Source organism: Allobosea lupini (assembly GCF_900109525.1).
GTDB lineage: Bacteria > Pseudomonadota > Alphaproteobacteria > Rhizobiales > Beijerinckiaceae > Allobosea > Allobosea lupini.
Map to the genome: position 1 here is coordinate 98,830 of NZ_FOAN01000011.1, position 17,950 is coordinate 116,779.

16 protein-coding genes are annotated in these 17,950 nt (G+C 67.6%); 4 read left to right on the plus strand and 12 right to left on the minus strand.

The genetic code is table 11. The annotated features are described in order from the left end of the window. Positions 1-33: 33 nt before the first annotated feature. Genes BMZ21_RS25810 through BMZ21_RS25835 form a run of 6 tightly spaced genes read right to left on the minus strand, consistent with a single transcriptional unit; the run spans position 34 to position 6,426 of the window. A complete protein-coding gene (locus BMZ21_RS25810; RefSeq protein ID WP_091841585.1) occupies positions 34-906 on the minus strand; it encodes an alpha/beta hydrolase family protein in 873 nt (290 codons plus the stop codon). Further along, a complete protein-coding gene (locus BMZ21_RS25815) occupies positions 903-1,910 on the minus strand; it encodes an ABC transporter ATP-binding protein (RefSeq protein WP_091841588.1) in 1,008 nt (335 codons plus the stop codon). Before BMZ21_RS25815 ends, BMZ21_RS25810 begins: the two co-directional genes overlap by 4 nt. After that, positions 1,907-2,890 (minus strand): ABC transporter ATP-binding protein, encoded by a 984-nt coding sequence (locus tag BMZ21_RS25820; RefSeq protein WP_091841591.1) that lies wholly within the window; start codon positions 2,888-2,890, stop codon positions 1,907-1,909. The genes BMZ21_RS25815 and BMZ21_RS25820 overlap by 4 nt, the downstream gene beginning before the upstream one ends. Continuing rightward, on the minus strand, positions 2,887-3,795 hold the full coding sequence (locus BMZ21_RS25825; protein ID WP_091841594.1) for an ABC transporter permease: 909 nt from the start codon (positions 3,793-3,795) through the stop codon (positions 2,887-2,889). The genes BMZ21_RS25820 and BMZ21_RS25825 overlap by 4 nt, the downstream gene beginning before the upstream one ends. After that, positions 3,792-4,769, minus strand: coding sequence for an ABC transporter permease (locus tag BMZ21_RS25830; protein WP_091841596.1), 978 nt, complete (start codon positions 4,767-4,769; stop codon positions 3,792-3,794). The genes BMZ21_RS25825 and BMZ21_RS25830 overlap by 4 nt, the downstream gene beginning before the upstream one ends. Positions 4,770-4,800: 31 nt before the next feature. Beyond that, positions 4,801-6,426 (minus strand): ABC transporter substrate-binding protein, encoded by a 1,626-nt coding sequence (locus BMZ21_RS25835; RefSeq protein WP_091841598.1) that lies wholly within the window; start codon positions 6,424-6,426, stop codon positions 4,801-4,803. Between the two features lie 97 nt (positions 6,427-6,523). Here BMZ21_RS25835 and BMZ21_RS25840 point away from each other — a divergent pair, with 97 nt between their 5' ends. Continuing rightward, on the plus strand, positions 6,524-7,396 hold the full coding sequence (locus BMZ21_RS25840; RefSeq protein WP_158673455.1) for a MurR/RpiR family transcriptional regulator: 873 nt from the start codon (positions 6,524-6,526) through the stop codon (positions 7,394-7,396). Positions 7,397-7,642: 246 nt separating this feature from the next. Next, entirely contained in the window at positions 7,643-9,994 is a 2,352-nt protein-coding gene (locus BMZ21_RS25845) for a xanthine dehydrogenase family protein molybdopterin-binding subunit (RefSeq protein WP_208862371.1), read from the plus strand. Between the two features lie 12 nt (positions 9,995-10,006). Here the strand turns inward: BMZ21_RS25845 and BMZ21_RS25850 are convergent, their stop codons facing one another. The 6 genes from BMZ21_RS25850 to BMZ21_RS25875 all read right to left on the minus strand — a co-directional run bounded on the left by BMZ21_RS25850 (position 10,007) and on the right by BMZ21_RS25875 (position 16,067). Beyond that, positions 10,007-11,047 (minus strand): LacI family DNA-binding transcriptional regulator, encoded by a 1,041-nt coding sequence (locus BMZ21_RS25850; RefSeq protein ID WP_244544011.1) that lies wholly within the window; start codon positions 11,045-11,047, stop codon positions 10,007-10,009. A gap of 128 nt (positions 11,048-11,175) precedes the next feature. Continuing rightward, positions 11,176-11,820, minus strand: coding sequence for a ThuA domain-containing protein (locus BMZ21_RS25855; RefSeq protein WP_091841604.1), 645 nt, complete (start codon positions 11,818-11,820; stop codon positions 11,176-11,178). A gap of 12 nt (positions 11,821-11,832) precedes the next feature. Further along, entirely contained in the window at positions 11,833-12,930 is a 1,098-nt protein-coding gene (locus BMZ21_RS25860) for a Gfo/Idh/MocA family protein (protein ID WP_091841606.1), read from the minus strand. A 25-nt stretch (positions 12,931-12,955) separates the two neighbouring features. Then, on the minus strand, positions 12,956-13,816 hold the full coding sequence (locus BMZ21_RS25865) for a carbohydrate ABC transporter permease (protein ID WP_091841609.1): 861 nt from the start codon (positions 13,814-13,816) through the stop codon (positions 12,956-12,958). After that, the gene (locus tag BMZ21_RS25870; protein ID WP_091841612.1) at positions 13,809-14,699 is read right to left on the minus strand and encodes a carbohydrate ABC transporter permease; all 891 of its coding nucleotides are present in this window, start codon (positions 14,697-14,699) and stop codon (positions 13,809-13,811) included. The genes BMZ21_RS25865 and BMZ21_RS25870 overlap by 8 nt, the downstream gene beginning before the upstream one ends. Before the next feature lie 108 nt (positions 14,700-14,807). Next, positions 14,808-16,067 (minus strand): ABC transporter substrate-binding protein, encoded by a 1,260-nt coding sequence (locus tag BMZ21_RS25875; protein WP_091841615.1) that lies wholly within the window; start codon positions 16,065-16,067, stop codon positions 14,808-14,810. Between the two features lie 126 nt (positions 16,068-16,193). Between BMZ21_RS25875 and BMZ21_RS25880 the strand changes: the two genes are divergently transcribed. Both BMZ21_RS25880 and BMZ21_RS25885 read left to right on the plus strand, forming a co-directional pair. Beyond that, entirely contained in the window at positions 16,194-16,973 is a 780-nt protein-coding gene (locus tag BMZ21_RS25880) for an SDR family NAD(P)-dependent oxidoreductase (RefSeq protein ID WP_091841618.1), read from the plus strand. A 123-nt stretch (positions 16,974-17,096) separates the two neighbouring features. Beyond that, positions 17,097-17,942, plus strand: coding sequence for a helix-turn-helix domain-containing protein (locus BMZ21_RS25885; protein WP_091841621.1), 846 nt, complete (start codon positions 17,097-17,099; stop codon positions 17,940-17,942). Positions 17,943-17,950 lie beyond the last annotated feature (8 nt).

The window sequence follows — 17,950 nt, forward strand, 5'->3', positions numbered from 1 at the left end:
AGATGTCGCAGATCGGGCTCGCCCGGTCGAGCCTCAGGCGACTGCGGTCGCCTCCGGCTTCAGCTCCTCGATCGAGGGGATACGGCCCTCGAACCAGCACGCCGCCGCAGCGCGCGACATCGCCGCTCCGTCATGGCCAATGCCGGGCACGGTGATCAGCGACCAGTTGCAGGGCAGGCCGCGCCTGGCGGCTTCCGCCTTGGCGAAATCGAGCACGAAATGGGCGCGGGCATAGCGCATCGGCCCCTGCGCGAGCGCCTCCGCCTGAGCCGGCAGGTTGGGATCATCCGTGACGATATCCCGGTCGCCGGCGAAGATCACCATCGGCCAGGCGAGCCAGCGCGCGAGGTCCGCCTCGCCGAGGCCGAGCCCGCCGAGCCCTTCCGGGAAGCGACGCTCCAGCGTCGGAAGCGTGTACCAGCCGGAATTGGCGGCGAAAGCGGTCTCGAAGGGCGTCTCGCTTTGCGTCGCCAGCAGGCGGTGGACGAACTGGCCGCCAGCGGAATGGCCGAACAGCCTGACCTTGTCGCGCGTGGTAACGCCGGCCTGGCGCAAAGCCGCCAGCACGCGGGCCGGCACGGCGTAGAGCCAATCGTCCTGCGCGGCGGGCGTGCCGTCCTCGCCGACAACGAGGCCGTTATTGTAGCCCTCTGCCTTGGGGAAGTGCGCGTTGCCGAAAGTCGGCGCGACGATCAGCAGGTTGTGCGTCTCGGCCGCCTCGATCCAGAAATCGCGATAGTCGTCGCCATTGCGCAGCATGCCGTGCTGGACGACGACGACTTCGTCGTCCGGGCGATGACGCGCCGGCCGGTAGAAATTGACCTCCAGCGGCCGTTGCGGATGGCGCGCATCGAGGAAGTGCAGGGTGCTGCGGCCCTGCGGCGGATCGAGTGTGAGCGTGCTCATGCGGCCTTCGCAGTCGTATGCAGGTGGCAGGCGGCGCTGCGGCCGGGCGCGATCTCCGCAAGGTCCGGGCGGACCTCGCGGCAAACCGCCATGGCGTGCTCGCAGCGCGGGTGGAAGGGGCAGCCAGGTGGCGGCGCCAATGGCGAGGGCAGTTCGCCCTTGAGCGGCTGGAAGCTGCTCTTGCGCCGCGCCGCAGAGGGGATCGCCTTGATCAGGGCAGCGCTATAGGGGTGCGCCGGCTCGGCGAAGATCGCGGTGGCGCTGCCGATCTCGACGATGCGGCCGAGATACATGATCGCGACGCGGTCGCTGATATGGCGGACGAGGCCGAGATCGTGGCTGACGAAGAGATAGGTCAGCCCGTGCCGCTCGCGCACATCCATGAACAGGTTGATCACCTGCGCCTGGATCGAGACGTCGAGGGCCGAGACCGGCTCGTCGCAGACCAGGAAATCGGGCTTCACCGCGAGCGCCCGGGCGATGCCGATGCGCTGGCGCTGGCCGCCGGAGAACTGGTGCGGGTAGCGCTCGCGATAGGCGAGATCGAGTCCGACCTCGCTGAGCGCCCGGTCGACCGCGCCGTCGAGCTCGGCCTTCGGCACGAGCTTGTGGACCGCAAGCGCCTCGCCGACGATGCGGCTCACCCGCATGCGCGGATCGAGCGAGGCGTAAGGGTCCTGGAAGATCATCTGCACCTTGAGCAGATAATCCAGCCGGTCCTTGCCCTTCAGCGCCGCGGCCGAGCGCCCTTTGTAGAACACCTGCCCTTCCGTCGGCGGCAGGATGCCGGTCGCGATGCGCGCCAGGGTCGACTTGCCGCAGCCGGATTCGCCGACGAGGCCGAGCACCTCGCCCTTCCGGACGCTGAGATCGACGCCGTCGACCGCCTTCAGTGTCGCAGGCGGCGCATGCCGGCCGATTGCGGTCAGGATGCGCTCGGCGATATTGGCCTTGCCGCGGAAATATTTGCGGACGCCGCGCAGCTCGAACAGGGTTTCGCTCATGCCGCCACCTGGTCGGGCACGGGGTTGTGGCAACGCAGGGTGCGCCCGTCATGGGCCTGCGGCTGCGGATCGGCGTCGGCGCAGACGGGCAACGTCCGCTCGCAGCGCGGCCGGAACGGGCAGCCGGAGGGGCGCGAGTCGATGCGCGGCGCCATGCCGTCGATCTGGTGCAGGCGCTGGCCCGGCTCGACCATCGTCGCCGAGGAATTGAGCAGGCCGAGCGTATAGGGATGGCGCGGCCGGTCGAGCACGGTCATCACGTCGCCGATCTCGACGATGCGGCCGGCATACATCACCGCCACCCGGTCGGCTAGCTCGGCGACCACGGCGAGGTCGTGGGTGATCCAGATGACCGCCGCGCCGGTCTCGCGCGAAAGCTTCTGCACCTCGTAGAGGATCTGCGCCTGGATGGTGACATCGAGCGCGGTGGTCGGCTCGTCGGCGATGATCAGGTCGGGATCGTTCAGGAGGGCGGTCGCGATCGCGACGCGCTGGCGCATACCGCCGGAGAATTCGTGCGGGTACTGCTTCAGCCGGGTCTCCGGCGAGGAGATGCCAACGCGCGCAAGCGCCTTCGCCGCCTTGTCCAACGCCTCCTGCCGGCTGCAGTCGCGATGCTCGAGGATCGCCTCGCTCATCTGCTCGCCGATGCTGAGCACCGGGTTCAGCGTCATCAGCGGATCCTGGAAGATCATTGCGATCCGGTCGCCGCGCAGCTGGCGCAGGCGCTCCGGCGAGGCGGCGCGCAGATCATCGCCGTCGAACAGCACCTCGCCGGCGACGACCTCGCCCGGCGGGTCGATCAGCTGCACCAGTGAGAAGCCAGTGACCGACTTGCCGGAACCGGATTCGCCGACGAGGCCGAGGACCTCGCCCTTGGCGACACTGAAATCGACGCCGTCGACGGCCGGCCAGGCGCCGTCCTGCGCATGGAACACGGTCTTGAGGCCGCGCACGGAGAGGAGAGGAGTCTCGCTCATGCGCGCACGTTGAAGCTGCGGCGCAGGCGATCGCCGACGAGATTGAGCGACATGATCAGGAGCACGAGCGCGATACCCGGGAAGACGGCGATCCAGTATTCGCCGGAGAGCAGGAACTCGAAGCCGTTGGCGATCAGCAGGCCGAGCGATGGCTGCGTCACAGGCACGCCGACGCCGAGGAAGGACAGCGTCGCCTCCAGCGTGATCGCCGAGGCGATGCTGATCGATGCGACGACGAGCACCGCGCCGACCGAGTTCGGCAGGAGATGCGCCAGCATGATGTGGCGGGTCGGCAGGCCGAAATTCACGGCCGCCTCGATGTATTCCTTGCGCCGCTCGACCAGCGCCGCCGCCCGCATCAGCCTGGCGTACTGCGCCCATTGCACCAGCACGATGGCAAGGATGACCTTGTCGACGCCGCGCCCGATCGAGGCGAGCAGCACGAGCGCGACCAGGATCGAAGGGAAGCCGAGCATGAAGTCGACGATGCGCATGATGATGGCGTCGACCACGCCGCCGAATTGCGCCGCGGCGAGGCCGGCGAGGATGCCGATCGAGAGCGCCCCGACGGTCGAGGCGAGCCCGACGAGCAGGCTGGTGCGCAGTCCGTAGAGGATGGCGCTCAGCATGTCGCGGCCTTGCGCGTCGCTGCCGAGCCAGTAGGTGAAGCCGCCCATGCCGCGCTCGCCCGGAGCCAGCCGGTTGTCCATCACGCTGAGCGAGCCGAGATCATGCGGATTCTGCGGCGTGATGAACGGAGCCAGCAGAGCGAGCGCTACCATGATCCCCAGCAGGATCGCGGCACCGCGCGTGGTCGGGCGGTTGCGCAGATGGCGCAGCACTTTTTCGCGCAGGGGCGTGTCGGCCTGGATGGGGCCGGCGAGGCGGGAGGCGCCTGGGCTCATGCCTGCTCTCCGGCGAGCTTCACCCGCGGGTCGAGCGCGGCATAGAGCACGTCGACCAGGAAGTTGACGGTGACGAAGAGCAGCGTCGCCAGGAGGACATAGGCGACCACCACCGGGCGATCGAGCTGGTAGACCGAGTCGATCAGGAGCTTGCCCATGCCCGGCCAGGCGAAGACCGTCTCGGTGATGGTCGAGAAGGCGACGAGGCTGCCGAACTCGACGCCGACCACGGTGACGACCGGGATCAGGATGTTGCGCAGGATGTGCCGGTTGACGATGCGCCTCGGGCGGACGCCCTTGGCACGGGCGTATTTGACGTAGTCCTGCGTCATCGTCTCGGTGGTGCCGGCAGCGACGAGCCGGATGATCAGCGCAAGGTTCGGGATGGCGAGGTTGAGCGCGGGCAGGGCGATGTGCTGCAGCCCGTCCAGTGTCAACAGACTGGTCTGGACGCCAAGGAGCGAGACCGTCTCGCCGCGCCCGGCGGTCGGCAGCCAGCCGAGCCAGACGGCGAAGAGCAGGATCAGCATCATGCCCTTCCAGAAGCTCGGCAGCGAGAAGCCGAGCACGGTGCCGGCCATGACGATGCGGGCGCGCCGGCTGTCGGGATTCAGGCCCGCCATCAGCCCCAGCGGGATGCCGGCGGCGAGCGCCAGGATCATCGAGAGCAGCACGAGCTCGAAGGTCGCCGGCAGCCGCTGCAGGATCAGCTGCAGCGCCGGCACCCCATGCACGAAGGAGCGGCCGAGATCGCCCTTCAGCGCATTGGCCATGAAGGTCAGGTATTGCTGCCAGACCGGCAGGTCGAGCCCGAGCCGGCGGATCAGCGCCTCGCGCTCGGCCGCGCTGGCCGAGGGCGAGACCAGGAGCTCGACGGGATCGCCGATGCCGTAGACGGCGAAGAAGACCACGACCGAGACCGCGAGCAGCACGAGCACGCTCTGGATCAGCCGCTGCAGGACATAGGCGGTCATGGCACCGAGCCTCGGGCGAGCGCTTGCCGGCTTACTTCGCCGGCTTCACCGACATGGCGAGCATGTACTGGTCGGCGCGGCCCGCGACCGAAAGCTCCGACTTGAAGGCCCAGATGCCGCTTTCGAAATGGAGCGGGATGAAGGCGCCGTCGTCGAGGACCAGCTTCATCCCCTGCTGCAGCAGTTCCGCGCGCTTCTTGTCGTCGAGCTCCGAGACCGCGGCGCGGATCACCTTGTCGAACTCGTCGTTCTTGTAGCCGCCATAGTTCGAGCCGCCGAGGGTCTTGGCCTCGTTCGGGGTCGGCGGCCACTGGCGCAGGAAGGAGGCGGCCTCGCCGGTCGCCGAGCCCCAGCCGCCGATCGCGACGCTGAATTCCTTCTTGGCGCGGCGCGGGAAGTAGATCGCGCGGGTCATCGCGTCGACCTCGGCCTTGATGCCGATCTGGGTCAGGTACTGCGCGACCGCCTGGGTGATCTGGCTGTCGTTGATGTAGCGGTCATTGGTCGAGGACAGCGTCAGCTGGAAGCCGTTGGGATAGCCGGCCTCGGCCAGCAGCTTCTTGGCGGCGGCCGGGTCATAGGCGAGCTTGGGCGGGTTCGGCAGCGTGCCGAACATGCCGGTCGGCAGGTACTGGTAGGCCGGCTCGGCCGCGCCGTCCATGATGCGCTTGACGATCGCCTCGCGGTCGATGGCGAGCGACATCGCCTTGCGCACGCGCGCATCCTTCAGCGGGTTCTTGCCGTCCGGGGCCTTGACGAAGGGGCTCTCGTCGCGGGCGACGTCGAGCTGGAAGTAGACGATGCGGGTCGAGGGCGTGATGACCGAGCCGAAGCGCTTGTCGCTCTTGATGCGGGCAAGGTCGCGCGCCGCCGGGTTCTCGATCACGTCATAGTCGCCCGCGAGCAGGCCGGCGAGGCGCGGGCCGGCATTGGTCACCGGCAGGAAGCGCACGGTGGCCCAGGGCTGGGCGCCGCCCCAGTAGTCGGGGTTGCGCTCGAGCTCGATCGCCGAGCCCCGGACATAGGACTTCAGCTTGTACGGCCCGGTGCCGATCGCCATCGTGCCGTCGTTGAAATTGCTGACTGCCGGCCAGGGACCGGTGACGCCGCAGTTCTTGGCGACATCGTAGCTGATCTCGCCGTGCTGGACGATCGAAGCCGAGAGGATCGGCAGGCTGGAGAGCAGATTGGGCAGCAGCGGTTCCGGCACCTTGGTCTCGATCACCAGCGTGCTGGCGTCGGGTGTCTCGACCTTGGCGAAATTGCTGGTGACGTCGGCGAAGGAGTCGGAGACCTTGGTCTCGTTCTTCAGCGTGCGGCAGAAGGTGAAAACCACGTCCTGCGCGCCGAAGGACTGGCCGTTGGTGAACTTGACGCCCTGGCGCAGCTTGAAGGTCCAGCGGTTCTTGCCGTCGTTCTCCCAGGAGGTGGCGAGGCCCGGCTTCAGCGCCTGGTTTTCGTCCTGCAAGACGAGATTGTCGAAGATGTGGGCCGCGAGCGCATTGTTGGGCGTCAGCTCGTGATAATGCGGATCGACAGCGGTCGGCTCGGAGGCGAGCGCGATGCGCAGCGTCTGCGCCGTGGCAGAAGTGCTTAGCAGACTGGCGCTTAGCATGCTGGCGCCGAGCACAAGGGTGATGAATGCGCGCTGACGCATCGGTCGGTCTCCGTTCCCGTAGCTGATGGTTTTGACAGCTTTATTTTCACGCGGTAGCAAACATGAAAATGATCCGACGTCAATCACCGGAAGAGCCATGTCACGCGCCCTGAAGCCGACGACGGATCTCGCCAACCGCATCGCCCGGATCTATCCCTCTTTGAGCGAGGGCCATCGCAAGGCGGCCGACTTCGTGCTGCAGAGCCCGCTCGACTCGGCGACGGTGACGATCGAGGGCCTGGCCGAGAAGAGCGGCACCTCGACCGCGACCGTGACCCGCTTCGTCCGGGCGCTCGGCTACCGCAACTACGGCGACTTCCGCACGGCGCTGTCGACGGCGCTCAAGGTTGCGCTCGGTCCGGTCGAGGGGCTCGCCGACGCACGTGCCACGGCCGGATCGGTCTTCGCCACCATGGCGACGACGCTGAAAGGCGAGGCCGCCAATCTCGACGAGGCGATCGCGACGCTCGATGAGGCGACGGTCAACCGCGCCATCGGCCTGATGCTGAAGGCACGCCGCATCTTCATCGCCGGCTCCGGCGCGAGTCACTATGTCGGAGCCTTCCTCGAGGATGGGCTGGCGCTTTATCTCGACGCCGAGGTCGTCTTTGCGTCCTCGCGTGGCGGGCCCGAGCGCGCCGTCCGCCACATGCTGTCGGCCGGGCCCCAGGACGTCGTCATCGCGATCTCGCTGCCGCGCTATTCGCGCGCCACGCTTGAGCTCGCCAGATTCGCCAAGAAACGCGGCGCCGTCCTGGTCGCCCTGACCGACAGCCCGTCATCGCCGCTGGTGCCGCTGGCGGACATGACCTTCTTCGCCCCCGCCCGCAACAGTTTCCTGCCGAACTCGCCGACTGCCGCCTTCGCCGTTGCCGATGCGCTGATCACCACGCTGGCGCGCGAGCGCCCAGATGCGGTCGAGGCGCTGAAGGGCCTGAGCGAGAGCCTGCTCTGGACCTTCCATTACTGAACAGTTCGCTGCCCCTGCCACCTCGGCGACAATAGTTCGAGAGAGACGTGTTTCCGGCACAGCGCAGCGGCTCTGCGTCTCGCCTTCGCCAGGGATCGGCGCGCCGATGGCGCGGGTCGGCCCCTACGCGGGCGCATTTGACAAACACGCCGCCTTCCATGTGACAATCAGGCAGGCAAACCGGTCTGCGCTCTGCAGCGGGGATCGCTCGTCGATCGGCCCAACCTCCCATCGTGGTGCCTCGTCATGAATATGCGCGCAGCTCCCGCCGAGCTTTCCTCGACGCCGTTCGGAATCGGCCAGCCGGTGCCGCGCAAGGAGGACCCTGTCCTGGTGCGCGGCGAGGGGCGCTACACCGACGATCTGTCGCTGGACAGGCAGCTCTACGCCGCCTTCGTGCGCAGCCCGCATGCGCATGGCCTGCTCAACGGCATCGATACGTCGGCGGCGACGGCGATGAAGGGCGTGGTCGCGATCTATACGGGCGCCGACCTTGAAGGGCAGGGCTATGGCCCGCTGCGCTGCCAGATCGACCTGCCCAACCGCGACGGCTCGCCGATGCGCAAGCCGGTCCGCATGGCGCTTGCGACCGGCAAGGTCCGCTTCGCCGGCGACCCCGTGGCCATCGTCGTCGCCCGCACCGCGGTGCAGGCGCGGGACGCCGCCGAGGCCGTCCTGCTCGATATCGAGGTCCTGCCGGCGGTCACCTCCGGCGAGGAGGCGCTCGCCCCCGGCGCGCCGCTTCTCTATGACGAGGTGCCGGGCAATCTCGTCCTCGACTACCAGTCCGGCGATGCCGGGAAGGTCGCCGCTGCCTTTGCCGGGGCGGCCCATGTCGCCCGGCTGCGGATCGTCAACAACCGCGTCGTGGTCAACCCGATCGAGCCGCGCTCGGCGATCGCGAGCTATGACCGCAAGGCCGGCCGCTACACGCTGCATGCGCCGAGCCAGGGTGTTTTCGGCCTGCGCAACAATCTCGCCGCGGCGATGGGCGTGCCGGCGGCGAAGATGCGGCTGGTCACCGGCCATGTCGGCGGCTCCTTCGGCATGAAGGCCTCGGTCTTCCCCGAGCATATCGCGCTGCTGCACGCGGCCCGCCTGCTGAAGAAGCCGGTGAAATGGACCGACCATCGCTCCGAGAGCTTCGTCGCCGATCATCACGGCCGCGACATGGTGTTCGAGGCCGAGCTCGCGCTCGACGCGCGCGGGCGCTTCCTGGCGACGCGCTTCACCGGCATCGGCAATATGGGCGGCTATCTCTCGCCGGTCGGGCCGATGATGGCGAGCCTGAACATCGGCAAGAACAGCGTCGGGATGTACCGCACGCCGCTGGTCGAGGTTCTCGCGAAATGCGCCGTGACCAACACCCCGCCGATCGGCGCCTATCGCGGTGCCGGACGGCCCGAAGGCAATTATTTCATGGAGCGGCTGATCGATACCGCCGCCCGGGAGATGGGGATCGACAGCGCCGAACTCCGGCGCCGCAACCTGGTCAAGCCGGCGCAGCTGCCTTGGACGACGCCGATCGGCACCGTCTATGACAGCGGCGATTTCCCGGCCCTCTTCGCGCAGGCGCTCGAAGCCGCCGACTGGAAGGGCTACGCTGCGCGGCAGCGCCAGAGCCGCAAGGCCGGCAAGCTGCGCGGCCGCGGCATCGGCTGCTATCTCGAGGTGACGGCGCCGCCGACCAACGAGATGGGCGGCCTGCATTTCGAGGCCGATGGCAGCGTCACCATCGTCACCGGGACGCTCGACTACGGGCAGGGTCACTGGACGCCCTTCGCCCAGATCCTGTCGAGCCAGCTCGGCGTACCCTTCGACAAGATCCGCCTGGTCCAGGGCGATAGCGACCGCCTGATTGCCGGCGGCGGCACCGGCGGCTCCAAATCGGTGATGGCGAGCGGCTCGGCGATCATCGAGGCGAGCGAACTCGTGATCGAGAAGGGCAAGCTGCTCGCCGCCCATGTCCTCGAGGCCGCCCCGGTCGACATCGAGTTCGCCGGCGGCGAGTTCAGGATCGCAGGCACCGACCGCAGCATCGGCATCATGGCGCTCGCCGAGCGGCTGCGGACGGGCACGCCCTTCCCTGCCGACCTGCCGCAGAGCCTCGATGTCGACCATGTCTTCAAGGCGGCGCCCTCGGCCTACCCGAATGGCTGTCACATCGCCGAGGTCGAGATCGACCCTGAGACCGGCCAGGTCGAGATCGCCAGCTATGTCATGGTCAACGATTTTGGGGTGGTGGTGAACCCGCTGATCGTCGAGGGCCAGCTGCATGGCGGCGTCGTCCAGGGGATCGGCCAGGCGCTCTACGAGATGACCGTCTATGACGAGGCCGGCCAGCTGATGACCGGTTCGTTCATGGACTATGCATTGCCGCGCGCGGCGGACGTGCCGTTCTTCTCCTTCGCCAGCCGGGGCGTCCCGACCGCGACCAACCGCGTCGGCGCCAAGGGCTGCGGCGAGGCCGGTTGCGCGGGCTCGCTGCCTTCGGTGATGAATGCGGTGGTCGATGCGCTCGCGCCGCATGGCGTGCGCCATCTCGACATGCCGGCGACGCCGCTGGCGATCTGGAAGAGCATCCACGCCCGCGACTGAGGCTGCGTCGCCTTAGCTCATGTTGTCGCGCAGGAAGATCTCGATGCGGATGCGTTCCTGGTCGAGCAGGATCGGCTCGCCGGTGACCTCCGCCATCAGCAGGCGCGCCGCCGAGCGCGCCTCGTGGCCGGGATCCTGGTTGATCACGGCCGCGACGGTGCCCGACAGCAGCCCGCGCCGTGTCGCCTCGGTCAGCTCATGCGCGATGAAGACGAGCGGCCGGCCGGCGGTTTCCAGGGCGGTGACGATACCCTCGTTGCCGGCGCCGATATTGTAGAGCCCGATCAGGTCGGGATGATCCGCGAGGAGCCCGGCGACCGCCGCCTCGTTGCGCTCGCTCTCGTCGCGTCCCTCCAGCACCGGGAGGAGAGTCAGCCCGGGATAGTCGCCGGAGAGCACCTGCTGGAAGCCATAGAGCCGCTCGACATGGTCGCGCAGCGACATCGAGCCGAGGATGACGCCGACCTTGCCGCTGCGGCCGCCGAGGAAGCGGCCCATCAGCGAGGCACTGGTGCGCCCCGCCGCCGGATTGTCGATGCCGACATAATGGGCGCGGCGGGAGGTCGGGGCGTCCGAGACCAAGGTCACCACGGCCACGCCGCGCGCGACGAGATCGTCGATCGCGGCGCGGACCTTGGGATGGTCGAGTGCCACCGTGGCGACGCCGTGGAAATGGTCGGCGAGGCCGGCAAGCCCGCTCGCCAGTGCCTCGGGATCGAAGACGTCGAGCTGCAGGATGTCGACGAAGGCGTTCTGCGGCTCCAGCCAGTCGCTGATCCGGCGCACCTGCTGCATCAGCCCGGCCATGAACGCGTTGGTGCTGGACGGGAGGATGAAGGCGAAGCGGAAGGACTGGCCGCGCGCCAGCCGCGCCGCCGCCGGGTTGGCCCGGTAGTCGAGCTTGGCGATGGCGCGCCTGACGCTTTCGACGGTCTTGGCGCGGACCCCCTCGCGCTGGTTGACGACCCGGTCGGCCGTGGCGAGCGAGACCCCGGCCTCGCGCGCCACATCCTCCAGCGTCGCTCGCCTGACCGGGATCCGGCTTCGATCCACCGCGTCCTCCACGACCTCTCCTCGCATCTGCGCCATGGGATCGGCGTCAAGCTTCGCCCGCGACGCAGGCCTTTGGCATTGGCGGGGGCCTCAAGTCCAGCCGTTCGGCCAGCCCGATGCCTCAGCCATCAGCGCGCCGCCCAAAGCAGCCCCCGCGTCATGATCGTGCGGATCTCCGGCACGTCGAGCTCATAGGCGCGGTGGCCGAGCGAGGAGTAGAACACTCGCCCCTTGCCATAGCGTTTGCGCCAGACCACCGGCATCACCACCCCGTCGATCCAGGGCGCGTGCTCGCCGGTGAAGGTCGTGGTCGCCAGCACCTCGTTGGCGGGGTCGACATGCATGTAATACTGCTCCGAGCGGTGCTCGAAGCTGGCGATGCCCTGCATCAGCGGATCGTCGGGCCGGGTGATGTCGACGGTGTAGTCGATGATGCCGCCGGGATGGGCGACCCATTGGCCGCCGCACATGAACTGGTAGTCGACCGCGTCGCGGAAGGCGTCGCCCATGCCGCCGTGATGGCCGGCGAGCCCGACGCCGCCGGCGACCGCCTCGCACAGGGCGGCCGCCTCCGGCTTCTCGATCTTCGACATGGTGTAGATCGGCACGATCAGCGAGTAGTCCCGGATCGCGGGATCGAGGAAGACGGAGGTCGCGGTCTCGACCCGCACGTCGAAGCCTTCCGCCTTCAGCCAGCCCCGGATCATCGAGCTGCAGAGGTCGGGGTCATGGCCGCTCCAGCCGCCCCAGACGATGAGCGCAGTCCTTGTCATGTCGATCCCCGTTCAATCCAGAGTGCCGGTGGGCAGGCCGGGCGGCAGCATCGCCGGCCGCTCGACCGTGGTTGCAAGCGTGACGCGCCGCCCTTCGTCGGAGGCGGTCTGGAAGGCTTCCATGGCTTCGAGCACATGCAGTGCCAGCGCGCCGCTGGCACGGTGCGGCCGGCCCGAGATCAGGGCCGCTGCCATGTCGGCGACGCCGATCGAGCGGAACTCGCCCTCGCTGTTGCCATGGCTGAGGGCCTGCGCCTGCCAGTCGCCGCCGGCCTTGGCGACCAGGACTTCGCCGCCGAAGCGGTTGGGGTCGGGCACGGACAGGCTGCCCTCCGAGCCGTAGATTTCGATCGGGCTGTGGCGGTGCTTGGGCACGTCGAAGCTCATGGTGATCGAGACCACTGCGCCCGAGACGAATTCGAGCACGCCGGTGACATGGGTCGCGACCTCGACCGGGATCAGCGTGCCGTTCATCGGCTGGCTGGTGACGAGGCGCTCGGCCTTGGGCCGCGTCGCGAAGCCGACGACGGAGGCGATCGGCCCGAGCAGGTTGACGAGGTCGGTGATGTAATAAGGGCCCATGTCGAGCATCGGGCCGCCGCCGCGCAGATAGTAGAAGCCGGGCGCCGGGTGCCAGCGCTCATGGCCAGGGCAGCCGAAGAAGGCGTTGCCGGCGACGACCTTGCCGATGGCGCCGTCGTCGATCAGCTTGCGGGCGGTCTGGTGGCCACCGCCGAGGAAGGTGTCGGGGGCCGAGCCGACGCGCACGCCCTTCTCCTCCGCAAGATCCATCACCTTGCGGGCCTCGGCCACGTTGACGCCGAGCGGCTTCTCGGAGTGGACGTGCTTGCCGGCCCGCAGGGCCGCGAGGCTGACATCGGTATGCGCCAGCGGCACGGTCAGGTTGACGACGATCTCGACATCGTCGCGCTTCAGGAGCTGGTCGACCCGCATCGCCGGCACGCCGAACTCGGCGCCGCGCGCTTCGGCCGGGGCGGTGCGCATGTCGGCGACGGCGCGCAATTCGATGGTCGAGAACTGCTGCATCGCCGTCATGTATTTCGTCGAGATGTTGCCGCATCCGATGATGCCGACGCCGATCTTTCGCATGTGACGCTCCTTGATAGCCGGATGCTCAGCCCTTCACCGCGCCGGCGGTCAGGCCGGCGACGATGTGCTTCTGGGCGAAGAGGAAAAGGATGATGGTGGGCAGGATGGTGAGGGTGATGAAGGCGAGGATCAGGTGCCACTCGGTCGAGTATTCGCCCTGGTAGACCATGATGCCGAGCGGCCATGGGTAGAGGCGGTCGCTGTTCAGCATGACCAGCGGGATCAGATAGGCGTTCCAGCTGTGCACGAAGGTGATGGTGCCGACCGTCGCCAGGATCGGGCGCGACAGCGGCAGCGTCACGTAGCGGAAGAACTTCGGATAGGAGCAGCCGTCGACCAGCGCGGCCTCCAGCAGCTCGGTCGGCAGGTCCTTGAAGAAGCGCCGCAGCAAGAGGATGCTCATTGCCAGCGCGAAGGCGACCTGGGGCAGGACGACGCCCATATGGCTGTCGAGCAGGCCGAGATCGCGCACCTTGATGAACATCGGCAGGATCGCGGTGGCGGCCGGGAAGAGCAGGCCCATCGTCAGGTAGTTCAGCAGCATGTCGCGGCCGAAGAAGTGCAGATGGGCGAAGACGAAGGCGGCCATCGACGCGCAGATCAGCGTCAGCACCACCGTCAATGTCGCGATGACGAAGGAGTTGCCGAGGAGCTGCCAGTAGCGCCGCGAGAGCAGGATGTCGGCGTAGTTGCTCCATTCCCAGACGCTCGGCAGGCCAAACGGGTTGGTGCGCAATTCGCCGAGCGACTTGAAGCCGCCGAGGACCGTGGCGATGAGCGGCGTCATCACGAACAGGACGATGGCCGCCAGATAGAGCGCCTTGCCGACCGCCGCCGGGCTGAAACCGTCGTCGCTGAAGGGGGCGGAGGAGGCGGGCTCACTCATCGCGCATGATCCAGCGCTTGTAGGTGAAGGCGAACACCACGCAGATCAGGAACAGGATCACGCCGACGGCGCTGCCGAAGCCGACGCGCATGCGGGTGATGCCGAAGGTGTAGAGGAAGCTCACCATGGTGTGGGAGGAGTCGGAGGGGCCGCCGCGCGTCAGCGGCATCACCAGGTCGAAGAGCTGCAGCGAGCCGACGATGGCGAAGAAGACCGAGAGGCGAATGGTCGGCGCCAGGGCGGGGATGACGACATAGCGCAGGCTCTGCCAGCGGCTGGCGCCGTCGATCCGCGCCGCCTCCAGCATGGAGCGGTCGATGGTCTGCAATGCCGCGATGAACAGCATCATGTGGAAGCCGAAATATTTCCATACGACGACGACGAGGATGGCGGCGAAGGCGGTCTGCGGGCTCGCCAGCAGATGCGGCGCTTCTGCCCCGAAGCTCTTGTAGATCGCCGCCAGCAGGCCGTAATCGCCGTCATAGACGAAGCTGAAGATCAGGCCGGTGGCGATCTCCGCCAGGATATAGGGCAGGAAGAACACCATCCTGAGCGCCACCGAGCCGCGGAAGCGGTCGGCCAGGATGATCGCGAGCGAGAGCGCCAGCGGCAGCTGGATCACCAGCGAGACGACGATGATCAGCAGGTTGTTCTTGAAGGCGGTGCCGAAAGCGCGGTTGTCGAAGACGAAGCGGTAATTGTCGAGGCCGATCCAGTTGGTGGGCCTGCCGAAGCCGTTCCAGTTGAAGCCCGAATACCAGGCGGCCTCGCCGACCGGCAGCACCACGAACAGCGTGAACAGCAGGAGCGCCGGCGGCAGGAACAGCAGGATCGTCGAGAGCTTGCCGATATCGGCGACTCTGCGTCCGGCGAGCGCAGCCATGATCACCTCGCGATGTGAACGGGCAGGAGAGGTCGGCCGGCGGGATCGACCCGCCGTCTCGCGCTTCGATCGATGGGGGACGAGCGATGTCCCCCGACTGGCTGGTCGTCAGTTGCCCTGGCGGAAGGCGTCCTGGATCGCCTTGGCCGCCTGCTTCGGCGTCATCGTGCCGGCGGCGATCTCGGTGGTCGCGTCGTTGACGACGCGGCCGACGGAGGGGCCGAGATCCTGGTCGTAGAAGTTCTGGTGATAGCTCGAACTGGCGATGTTCTGGGCGATGTTGCGCATGAAGGCGCTGCCCAGTCCCGCTTCGGCGCCCTTGTAGACAGGCACGATAAAGTTGCCGGCCGCGAGGCGCTTCTGCGGCTCGGCGCTGACGAAGTGCTTCAGGAAGGCGACGGCCTCCTTCGGGGCGCCCTTGGTGACGAGCCAGCCATTGATGCCGCCCAGCGTGTCGCTCGGCTGTCCTTTGCCGCCCGGGACGGTGGGGAAGTTGATCCAGGCGAGCTTGTCGTCGGGGATGCCGGCCTTGTCGACCGCGAAGACCTTCTGAGTGTGGTAGAAGCTGGAGATGGCGAGCAGCATCGCCGCCTTGCCATCGCCGAAATGGCCGATCGCCTGCTGGCTCTTGAAGCCGAGGAAACCGTTCTGGAAAGGCTGGAGATCGACGAGCTGCTTGAAGAGCTCGCCCGACTTCTGGAAGGTTTCGCCCTCGAAGCCGCCGTCCTGCCCCTTCAGCGCCGCCTGGATCGCAGCCTTGCCGCCGAGGCGCATGGCCAGGTTGGTCCAGTAGAAATGCACAGGCCATTTGTCGGCGCCGCCGACCGCGAGCGGCGTGATGCCGGCGGCCTTGAGCTTCTTCACCGCGTCGAGGAGGTCGTCATAGGTCACGATCTTGCCGGCATCGACGCCGGCCTTGGCCAGCAGGTCCTTGTTGGCCATGAAGCCGACCTGCGAGACGCCGTAGGGGACGCCGTAGATCTTGCCGTCGACCGTGAAGGCGTCGACCGCACTCGCGGAGAGATTGTCCTTGTAGCCCTGCATCGCCGGGGTGATATCCTCAAGGACCCCGGCCTCGGCCTGCGACTTCAGCACGCCGCCGGCCCAGCTGTAGATGATGTGGGGCCGGTCCCTGGACTGCAGCAGCGTCGGCGCCTTGGCCTTGTAGGCCTCGTTTTCGAGATATTGCATCTCGACCTTCACGCCGGGGTTCTTCGCCTCGAAATCGCGCGCCACCTCTTCCCAGAGCTTCACGACGACGGGATTGGCCTCGATGTGCAGCCATTTGACCGTAGTCTGGGCGAAGACAGAGCCTGCGCTGACGGCGAGGGCGACGGCGCCGACGAGCAGGGCTTTGAAACGAGCCATGAGGGTCCTCCCGTGTGTCGGCCGCTGACGGGCCGTTGATGGTTCGAACCGTAAGCTCAGGATTTGAGGTGCGCAACTCAAATTTTGATGTTATTCGGAGCCGGACGCTGCGACCTTGATGCGGCGATGACGAAGGAGGCGGTCTTGGCGGGTGCGATTTATCCCGATCTCGAGGGCAAGGTGGTGCTGGTCACGGGCGGTGGCTCCGGCATCGGCGAGGCAATCGTTCGCGCCTTCGTCCGGCAGGGCGCGAAGGTCGGCTTCATCGACCTGAAGGAGGCTGAGTCCCGCGCCATTGCGGCGGAACTCGCTGCCGCTGGTGCGAGCGTCCATTTCGAGCGTGCGGACCTGACCGATATCGCCGCGCTGCGCCAGGCGATCGGCGCGATCCGGGAGACGCTCGGTCCGGTCGACATCCTCATCAACAATGCCGCCCATGACGAGCGCCATGATGCGCTGGACGTGACGCCCGAATACTGGGACGAGCGCATGGCGGTGAACCTGAAGCACCAGTTCTTCGCGGCGCAGGCGGTCCTGCCCGACATGATCGCGAAGAAGGGCGGCGCGATCGTCAATTTCGGCTCGACCTCCTGGATGATAGGCCAGGGCGGCATGCCGGCCTATACGGCGGCGAAATCGGCCGTGCTCGGGCTGACGCGCTCGCTGGCGCGCGATTTCGGCGAGCACAATATCCGCGTCAACGCGATCGCGCCGGGCTGGATCATGACGCAGCGCCAGATCGACCTGTGGCTGACGCCGGAGAGCGAGGCCGAGCTGATGCGGCGCCAGTGCCTGAAGCGCCGGCTGGTGCCGGAGGACATTGCGCGCGCGACGCTGTTCTTCGCTTCGGAAGAAGCGGGCGCCTGCACCAACCAGCATTATGTCGTCGACGGCGGCTGGGTGTGAGGCTACGCCACCCGCGACAATGCGGTTGGTCGGGTCCGCCTTGAAAGACGGCCGGCTGCCGTCCAATATCCCGGCCTCTGGCGGCTGGCCGCCCTACGACACGATACCGGGTGAGGAAACGGCATGTCGGATGCCCTGCGCATCGCGCACGGAGCTTTCGGCCGGGTGGCGCTGCTCGACATGGATCGCAGCCTCGTCCGGCACGCGCATCCGCATTGCCATGTGCTGCTCAAGGTCGACGGCGACGATACGCAGTTCCTGGTCGGGGATCATGTCGCCCCGCTGACCGACGATCTCGCCGTGCTGGTCAATGCCTGGGAGACGCATGCCTATGTCCATGACCCCTCGCGCAGGAACGCCCTGATCCTGGCGCTCTATATCGAGCCGGAGTGGCTGCGCAGCTTTCGGCCGAACTGGGCGGCGAGCGGTTCGCCCGGCTTCTTCGAGCACTCGGCGGGCGAAGTCAGCGCCCATATCCGCCAGACCGCGCTCGATCTTGCCGCCGAGATGGTGCACGAGCCCGGCGCCAGCCGCCGTCAGGAGGAGTTGCTGTCGGAACTGATGATCGCCGTGATCGAGCGCTTCACGCCCTGGCGCTCGATCGGCGCCTCGCTGCGCGAGATCGCGCGTTCCAGTGCGGTCGATTTCCGGGTGCGTCGGGCGATTCTGCTGATGCGCTCCAATCCGGCCGCGCCGCTCTCGATCGAGCGGCTGGCGAGCGAGGCCGGCCTGTCGCGGGCGCATTTCTTTCGGATGTTCGAGACCTCGACCGGCGTGACGCCGCATGTCTTCCTCAACGTACTGAAGGTCGAGCTCGCGGTCGGCGCCGTCGTCGACGGCGAGGAGAGCTTCAGCGCGATCGGCGACCGGCTCGGCTTCAGCGCGCCGGCGCACTTCACGCGCTTCTTCCGCGACCATTGCTCGGTGGCGCCGAGCGAGTTCCGCAGCGTGGCGCGCCTCGGTCGCTGAGGCATTTT